This window comes from Burkholderia singularis (assembly GCF_900176645.1).
Classification (GTDB): domain Bacteria; phylum Pseudomonadota; class Gammaproteobacteria; order Burkholderiales; family Burkholderiaceae; genus Burkholderia; species Burkholderia singularis.
In genome coordinates this window covers 19,774-27,447 of record NZ_FXAN01000091.1, presented here as the reverse complement: position 1 = coordinate 27,447, position 7,674 = coordinate 19,774, and the positions used below count along the sequence as shown (strand labels likewise).

Annotated in this window: 8 protein-coding genes; all 8 read right to left on the bottom strand. The window is 64.3% G+C overall.

Annotated elements, in window-relative coordinates; genetic code table 11:
- Positions 1-264, bottom strand: a 264-nt coding sequence (locus BSIN_RS19865) for a ComEA family DNA-binding protein (RefSeq protein ID WP_089341720.1), incomplete at its 3' end; no start/stop codon positions are given.
- A gap of 85 nt (positions 265-349) precedes the next feature.
- Positions 350-1,342: an ADP-glyceromanno-heptose 6-epimerase gene (gene rfaD / locus BSIN_RS19860; RefSeq protein ID WP_089341718.1), complete on the bottom strand. Its 993-nt coding sequence runs from the start codon at positions 1,340-1,342 to the stop codon at positions 350-352.
- 63 nt (positions 1,343-1,405) lie between these two features.
- On the bottom strand, positions 1,406-2,398 hold the full coding sequence (gene rfaE1, locus BSIN_RS19855; RefSeq protein WP_059519070.1) for a D-glycero-beta-D-manno-heptose-7-phosphate kinase: 993 nt from the start codon (positions 2,396-2,398) through the stop codon (positions 1,406-1,408).
- Positions 2,367-3,767, bottom strand: a complete 1,401-nt coding sequence (locus BSIN_RS19850; RefSeq protein ID WP_089341717.1) for a UDP-glucose dehydrogenase family protein — start codon at positions 3,765-3,767, stop codon at positions 2,367-2,369. Before BSIN_RS19850 ends, rfaE1 begins: the two co-directional genes overlap by 32 nt.
- A gap of 67 nt (positions 3,768-3,834) precedes the next feature.
- Complete coding sequence (gene lapB, locus BSIN_RS19845) at positions 3,835-5,004, bottom strand: lipopolysaccharide assembly protein LapB (protein WP_089341716.1); 1,170 nt, start codon at positions 5,002-5,004, stop codon at positions 3,835-3,837.
- A gap of 50 nt (positions 5,005-5,054) precedes the next feature.
- The gene (locus BSIN_RS19840; RefSeq protein ID WP_059519064.1) at positions 5,055-5,348 is read right to left on the bottom strand and encodes a LapA family protein; all 294 of its coding nucleotides are present in this window, start codon (positions 5,346-5,348) and stop codon (positions 5,055-5,057) included.
- Between the two features lie 217 nt (positions 5,349-5,565).
- Positions 5,566-5,889, bottom strand: coding sequence for an integration host factor subunit beta (locus BSIN_RS19835; RefSeq protein WP_089341715.1), 324 nt, complete (start codon positions 5,887-5,889; stop codon positions 5,566-5,568).
- Positions 5,890-5,911: 22 nt separating this feature from the next.
- Positions 5,912-7,624, bottom strand: a complete 1,713-nt coding sequence (gene rpsA, locus BSIN_RS19830) for a 30S ribosomal protein S1 (RefSeq protein WP_059519059.1) — start codon at positions 7,622-7,624, stop codon at positions 5,912-5,914.
- Positions 7,625-7,674: the final 50 nt, after the last annotated feature.

Sequence of the window (7,674 nt, the reverse complement as noted above, 5' to 3'; positions counted from 1 at the left end):
CCCTGCCGCGCCGATCGCCAGCCCTTCGGCGGCAAGGCGCTCGAGCGTCTTGCCGCCCATCCCCTTCACCCGCCGCGCGAGGTCGGCGGCGTCCTTGAACGGACCGTGCGCGCTGCGCTCGTCGATGATCGCCTTCGCTTTGGCCGGGCCGATTCCCTTGATACCGCGCAGCGCGTCGTCGGTTGCGACATTGACGTCGACGGCGGCCCATCCGTGCGCGGCCGCTGCAACGAGCGCGAGCGTCGCGAAAATTTTCTTCAGCATCTGGATCTCCATAGGGTTCGCATCAGAAACGAACGGCCGGCGGCCGCCGACCGTGAGACCCAGTCTAAAGAAGACAGCGTGACGCTTATAGCTGGCCGAACAGCCAACGCACGTAGCGATCGACGCCTTGCTGCACCGTCAAAAACGGCGCATCGTAGCCGGCCGCGCGCAGCTTGGTCTGATCGGCCTGCGTGAAGCATTGATACTTGCCGCGCAGCGCGTCGGGAAACGGCACGTATTCGATGAGCCCTTGCTCGACCTGCTCGGCAAGCGTCAGCGCGGGCTTGCCGTCAAGCGCGCGCAGCGTGTTGACGACCGTTGTCGCGATGTCGTTGAACGGCTGCGCGCGGCCGGTACCGAGATTGAAGATGCCCGACTTCTCCGGATGATCGAAGAAGAACAGGTTGACCTTCGCGACGTCCTCGACCGACACGAAATCGCGCGTCTGCTCGCCCGGCCCGTAGCCGTTGTACTCGCCGAACAGCTTGACCTTGCCCTCGGCGCGAAACTGGTTGAAATTGTGGAACGCGACCGACGCCATGCGCCCCTTGTGCGATTCGCGCGGCCCGTACACGTTGAAGTAGCGAAAGCCTGCGATCTGGCTCTTCGCGCCCGGCAGCACGCGGCGGACCACCTGGTCGAACAGGAATTTCGAATAGCCGTAGACGTTGAGCGGCGCCTCGACGTCGCGCGCCTCGACGAAGCGGCTCGAGCCGCCGTAGATCGCGGCGGACGACGCATACAGGAACTGCGCGCCCTGGGCCATGCACGCATCGAGCACCGCGCGGCTGTAGCGGAAGTTGTTGTCCATCATGTAGCGGCCGTCGGTTTCCATCGTGTCCGAGCACGCGCCTTCGTGAAACACCGCCCGGACCTTGCCGAAATCGCCACGCGCGAAGCGCTCGACGAACTCGGTCTTGTCGAGATAATCGTCGATCTCGCAATCGACGAGATTCTTGAACTTGTCCGCGCGCGTCAGATTGTCGACCGCGATGATGCGCGTCTCGCCGCGCTCGTTCAGCGCCTTCACGAGGTTCGCGCCGATGAAGCCGGCCGCGCCGGTAACGATGAGAGTCATGATCGTCCTGCCGATGAGAGTGTGCGCACCGCGGCGCCGCAGCGCGCGCCGGTGCCGTTCGATTCAGTGAAACAGTTCGTCGTACTCGACCGTCGCCGTGCCGAGCTTGCCGACGACGATGCCCGCCGCCCGGTTCGCGAGCGCCACCGCGTCGACGAGCGGCAACCCCGCGCCTAGCATCGTCGCGACGGTCGCGATCACCGTGTCGCCCGCGCCCGACACGTCGTACACCTCGCGTGCGAGCGCCGGAACGTGCAGCTCGCCGTCGGCGGCGAACAGCGTCATCCCCTCTTCCGAGCGCGTGAGCAACAGCGCGTCGATCGCGAGCGCATCGCGCAGCGTCGCGACGCGCTCGCGCAGATCGTCTTCCGACTTCCATTGCCCGACGACCTCGCGCAGTTCCGCGCGGTTTGGCGTGATCAGCGACGCGCCGCGATAGCGGTCCCAATCGGCGCCCTTCGGATCGACGAGCACCTGCTTGCCCGCCGCGCGCGCGGTCGCGATCATCGTCGTCACATGCGTGAGGCCGCCTTTCGCATAATCCGACATCAGCACGACGTCATACGACGGCAGCAGCGCGTCGAAGCGCGCGAGTCCGGCAAGCAGCACCTCGTGCGTCGGCGCGGCCTCGAAATCGACGCGCAGCAACTGCTGCTGCTGCGCGAGCACGCGCAGCTTGATCGTCGTCGGCAGCGCCGGGTCACGTTCGAGATACGGCGTCACGCCGCTCTCGCCCAGCAACTCGACGATCCGCTCGCCCGGCTCGTCGCGGCCGACCACGCACAACAGGCCGGCCTGGCCGCCCAGCGTCACCGCGTTGCGCGCGACGTTCGCCGCGCCGCCCAGACGCTCCTCCTGCCGCTGCACGTGCACGACCGGCACCGGCGCTTCGGGCGAGATCCGGTTGACGTTGCCGAACCAGTAGCGATCGAGCATCACGTCGCCGACGACGAGCACGCGCGATTGCGCAAGCTGCGCGCGCGGCACGACGAGCCCAACCGGCACGGCGTCCTGCGCCGTGCGCTTATCCGCGGGCTGACGAATGCGGCTCGACATGGGGGCGTCCAATTCCGTGGTAATCGATGCCGAGTTCGGCCATCGCATCGGGTTCGTATAGATTGCGGCCATCGAAGATCACCGGCATCTTCAGCATCGACTTCAGATGCGAAAAATCCGGGCTCTTGAATTCCTTCCACTCGGTGACGACGACGAGCGCGTCCGCGCCTGCGAGCGCATCGTCGGCTGCATCGACGAACGCGAGCCGCGCGAGCGCGCCGGGCGCGCCGTGCAGATCGAGCGCGAACACGCGCCGCGCCTCGTCGAGCGCGACAGGATCATACGCGCGCACCGCCGCGCCGCGCTCGAGCAGCGCAGCGATCAGGCGCCGGCTCGGCGCTTCGCGCATGTCGTCGGTATTCGGCTTGAACGCGAGCCCCCAAACGGCAAACGTGCGCCCGCTCAGATCCGCGCCGTAGCGCGCCGTGATCTTGCCGAGCAGCACGTTCTTCTGCTCGTGGTTCACCGCCTCGACCGCCTCGAGAATCTTCAGCGGATGACCATGCTCGCTCGCGGTGCGAATCAGCGCCTGCACGTCCTTCGGAAAACACGAGCCGCCGTAGCCGACGCCCGCATACAAAAAGTGATAGCCGATTCGCGGATCGGAGCCGATCCCGCGGCGCACCGCCTCGATATCCGCGCCCACGCGATCCGCGAGATTCGACATCTCGTTCATGAACGAGATGCGCGTGGCGAGCATCGCGTTCGCTGCGTATTTCGCGAACTCGGCCGAGCGCACGTCCATGTAGATGGTCCGCTCGTGGTTGCGGTTGAACGGCGCATAGAGCTTTTTCATCTTCTCGCGCGCGATCTCGCCGGCGGCGTCGTCGTCGACGCCGATGATGATCCGGTCCGGCCGCATGAAATCGTCAACGGCCGCGCCCTCTTTCAGAAACTCCGGATTCGACACGACCGAGAACGCGTGCGCGTCGCTGTCTGCGAGGCCGCGCGCGGCGAGCGCCTCGGCGATCACGCCGCGCACGCGCTGCGCCGTGCCGACGGGCACGGTCGATTTGTCGACGATCACCTTGTAGCCCGCCATGTGGCGGCCGATATTGCGCGCCGCTTCGAGCACGTATTGCAGATCGGCCGAGCCGTCCTCGTCCGGCGGCGTGCCGACCGCGATGAACTGGATCTCGCCGTGCGCGACGCTCGCCTCGATATCGGTCGAGAACGTGATGCGCCCCGCCGCGCGGGTGCGCGCGATGATTTCCTGCAAACCGGGCTCGTGAATCGGGATGCCGCCGCTGTTCAGGATCTCGATCTTGCGCGGATCGACATCCAGACAGAACACGTCGTGCCCGATCTCGGCAAGACACGCGCCGGTGACGAGGCCCACATAGCCCGTGCCGATGATGGTGATCTTCATAAGTATTCCGATGATTCGTTCCGGCGGCCGATGGCCGCCCGGGGCAGGCGCGCGGCGCCTGCCCCCATTATGCGACGGCGGGCTCGACGCGCCGCGGCGCGTAGGTTTCCCAGCCGCTGCATCCCGGGCACTGCCAATAGAACAGCCGTGCGCGGAAACCGCAATTCTGGCACGTATACCGTGGCAGATTTTTAGTGCGCTGCTTGACGAGCGTGCGCATCATCTCGAGTTCCGCGCGGCGCGGCTCGTCGGCCGATGCGATCTGCGCGTCGAGCAGATGCAGCATGCCCGACAGGTTCGGCGCCTTCTGCATCTGCGTGCGCGCGAGCGCGTGCGCGGCAGCCGTGCCGCGCATCTGCGACACGTATTGGTATGCGACGTCGAGCAGGTCGTTCGACGGATAGCGCTCGGCATAGTCCGTCAGCAGCGCGGCGCCGTCGGCCGCGCGGTCGAGCGCGATATACGATTTCATCAGCTTGTCGGCAACGAGCGGCAGATACGCGGCGTTCTGCGCCTCGATCCTGCGCCAGTGCTCGATCGCCGCGGCGTGGTCGCCGGCCGCGGCCGCCGCGTCGCCCGACAGAATCGTCGCGCGCGCGTTCTGCGGGTTCACCGCGAGCGCATCGCGCAGATGTCCAGCAGCACGTTCCGCGTGCTTTTGCTGCAGCGCATCCTGCGCCAGTTCGCAATGGAAATGCGAGATCTCGGTCGACAAGCGCTGCGCGCCCATCGATTCGATCCGCGTCGCGGTCTCGATCGATTTGTTCCAGTCCTTCTCGATCTCGTAGATCGTCAGCAGCGCGCGCTGCGCGCCGAGTGCATAGTCGCCGTCGGCAAGCTTGTGGAATGTGTCTTCCGCACGGTCGAGCAAGCCCGCTTTCAGAAAGTCCTGCCCGAGTTCATAAAGGGCATGATCGCGCTCGGTCACGGGCAAATCGGTCCGGCCGAGCAGATTCTGATGCACGCGAATCGCACGGTCCGTCTCGCCGCGCCGGCGAAACAGGTTGCCGAGCGCAAAGTGCAGCTCGACCGTCTCCGGGTCGAGCTTCGCCACTTCGATAAAAGCGTCGATGGCCTTATCCGGCTGTTCGTTCAACAGGAAATTCAGGCCGCGAAAATACGAGCGCGGCAGATTCGCGCTCTCGGACAACAGCTTGTTGAGGTCGTAGCGCGACGCTATCCAGCCGAGCGCGAATGCGACGGGGATGGCGAGCAGCCACCAGAAATCCAGATCCATGCGACGTATGGCAAAAGGCCGTGCCGCGACACGCGCGGCAACGGCGAGCGTTAAATGACAGGCGGCATCGGCGGTTGATCGACGATGGCCGGATTCTCGCGCGCGGCGCGCAAATCACGCTTCAAGCGGCCGTTCTCGAGCCGCATCCGGAACACCGACGGCAGCGCGGACAGCAGACCCGCAATCAGCCCGACGCCGAAGAACGCCAGCCCGATCAGGATCAGCGGAGCCTGCCAGTTGTAGCCTGCGATGAAATTCAGCGTCGCGCTATGCGTATTGGCCAAAGCAAGCACGAGCAACAACACGAACACCACCACACGGACCAACCAGACGATGACCTTCATGAGACTCCCTCTCTTTGATTGAGATTATTCGGCGGCGCGTGCGACTCCCCTTCGCCGCGCCGAAGCGCCCCGTATTGTAAAGGATGCCGTTTCACGCATCTTGAGAAACGGCTCGGCCCGCGCCGCCACATGGGCGCGGGCCGAACGCGCAAACAAAAAGCGCCCGCGAGGGGCGCTTTCTTTCAGCCTGGTTGGATGGCTCGGCATCGGCCGCCTATCACCGGCCGTCGTCCGGTTCATCGTTTTTCAACGGTTCGCCGGCACGGCCATCGACGCGCTCACGCAACTCCTTGCCGGGCTTGAAGTGCGGCACATGCTTCTCAGGCACCTGCACCTTCTCCCCCGACTTCGGATTGCGCCCGACACGCGCCGGGCGGCGATTCAAACCGAAGCTGCCGAAGCCGCGAATTTCGATCCGATGCCCTTTCGACAGCGCCTCGGACATCGCATCGAGCATCGTTTTCACCGCGAAATCCGCATCTTTCAGCACAAGCTGCGGAAATCGCGATGCCAACTGGGCGACCAACTCGGATTTGGTCATACTTCAGCAGACCTCGTGAGGCTTACTGGTTCTGGCCGTCAAGCTTCGCCTTCAACAGCGCGCCGAGATTGGTCGTGCCGGTCGCAGCGGAGCTCGAATCTGCTTGCAAGCCGCGCATCGCTTCCTGCTGCTCGGCCGAATCCTTCGCCTTGATCGACAGGTTGATGCCGCGCGACTTGCGATCGATGTTGATCACCATCGCGTTGACCTTGTCGCCTTCCTTCAGCACGTTGCGCGCGTCTTCGACACGATCCTGCGAGATTTCCGACGCACGCAGGTAGCCTTCTACGTCGCCCGTCAGCGTGATGACCGCGCCCTTCGCGTCGACCGACTTCACCACGCCGTCGACGATCGAGCCCTTGTCGTTCATCGCAACGTAGTTGCTGAACGGGTCGCCTTCGAGCTGCTTGATGCCGAGCGAAATGCGCTCCTTCTCGACGTCGATGCCGAGCACGATCGCTTCGACTTCGTCGCCCTTCTTGTACTTGCGAACGGCTTCTTCGCCAGCCTCGCTCCACGACAGGTCCGACAGGTGAACCAGGCCATCGATGCCGCCCGGCAGACCGATGAACACGCCGAAGTCGGTGATCGACTTGATTGCGCCCGTGATCTTGTCGCCCTTCTTGAAGTTGCGGCTGAAGTCATCCCACGGATTCGGCTTGCACTGCTTCATGCCGAGGCTGATACGACGACGGTCTTCGTCGATCTCGAGGACCATGACTTCGACTTCGTCGCCCAGCTGGACAACCTTCGACGGCGCGACGTTCTTGTTGGTCCAGTCCATTTCCGACACGTGGACGAGGCCTTCGATGCCCGATTCCACTTCGACGAATGCGCCGTAGTCGGTGATGTTCGTGACCTTGCCGAACAGACGCGTGCCCGACGGGTAACGGCGCGAGATGCCTTCCCACGGATCGTCGCCCAGTTGCTTGATGCCAAGCGACACGCGGTTCTTCTCTTGGTCGAACTTGAGGATCTTCGCGGTGACTTCCTGGCCGACCGACAGGACTTCGCTCGGGTGACGCACACGGCGCCATGCGATGTCGGTGATGTGCAGCAGGCCGTCGATGCCGCCGAGGTCGACGAACGCGCCGTAGTCGGTGATGTTCTTGACCACGCCGTTGACGATCGCGCCTTCCTTCAGCGTCTCGAGCAGCTTCGCGCGCTCTTCGCCTTGCGTTGCTTCGATCACGGCACGGCGCGACAGCACGACGTTGTTACGCTTGCGGTCGAGCTTGATCACGCGGAACTCGAGCGTCTTGCCTTCATACGGCGTCGTGTCCTTGACCGGACGCGTGTCGACCAGCGAACCCGGCAGGAACGCGCGGATGCCGTTGACCATCACGGTCATGCCGCCCTTCACCTTGCCGGTAATCGTGCCGGTGACGAGTTCGTTGTTGTCGAGTGCCTTTTCCAGCGACAGCCACGATGCAAGGCGCTTCGCCTTGTCGCGCGACAGGATCGTGTCGCCATAGCCGTTTTCGAGCGCGTCGATCGCGACGGACACGAAATCGCCCGCCTGCACCTCAACCTCGCCCTGATCGTTCAGGAATTCCTCGATCGGAATGTAAGCCTCGGACTTCAGGCCTGCATTGACGACCACGAAGTTGTGGTCGACGCGCACGACTTCGGCGGAGATCACTTCGCCGGCGCGCATGTCTTGGCGGGTCAGCGACTCTTCGAACAGAGCCGCAAAGGATTCGGTATTCGGGTTGGAGGTTTGCAGGTCGGACATAAAAATCGTTTTGTGCGTGGTCTCGCATTCTCGCCGCGCCCACTCCAGGC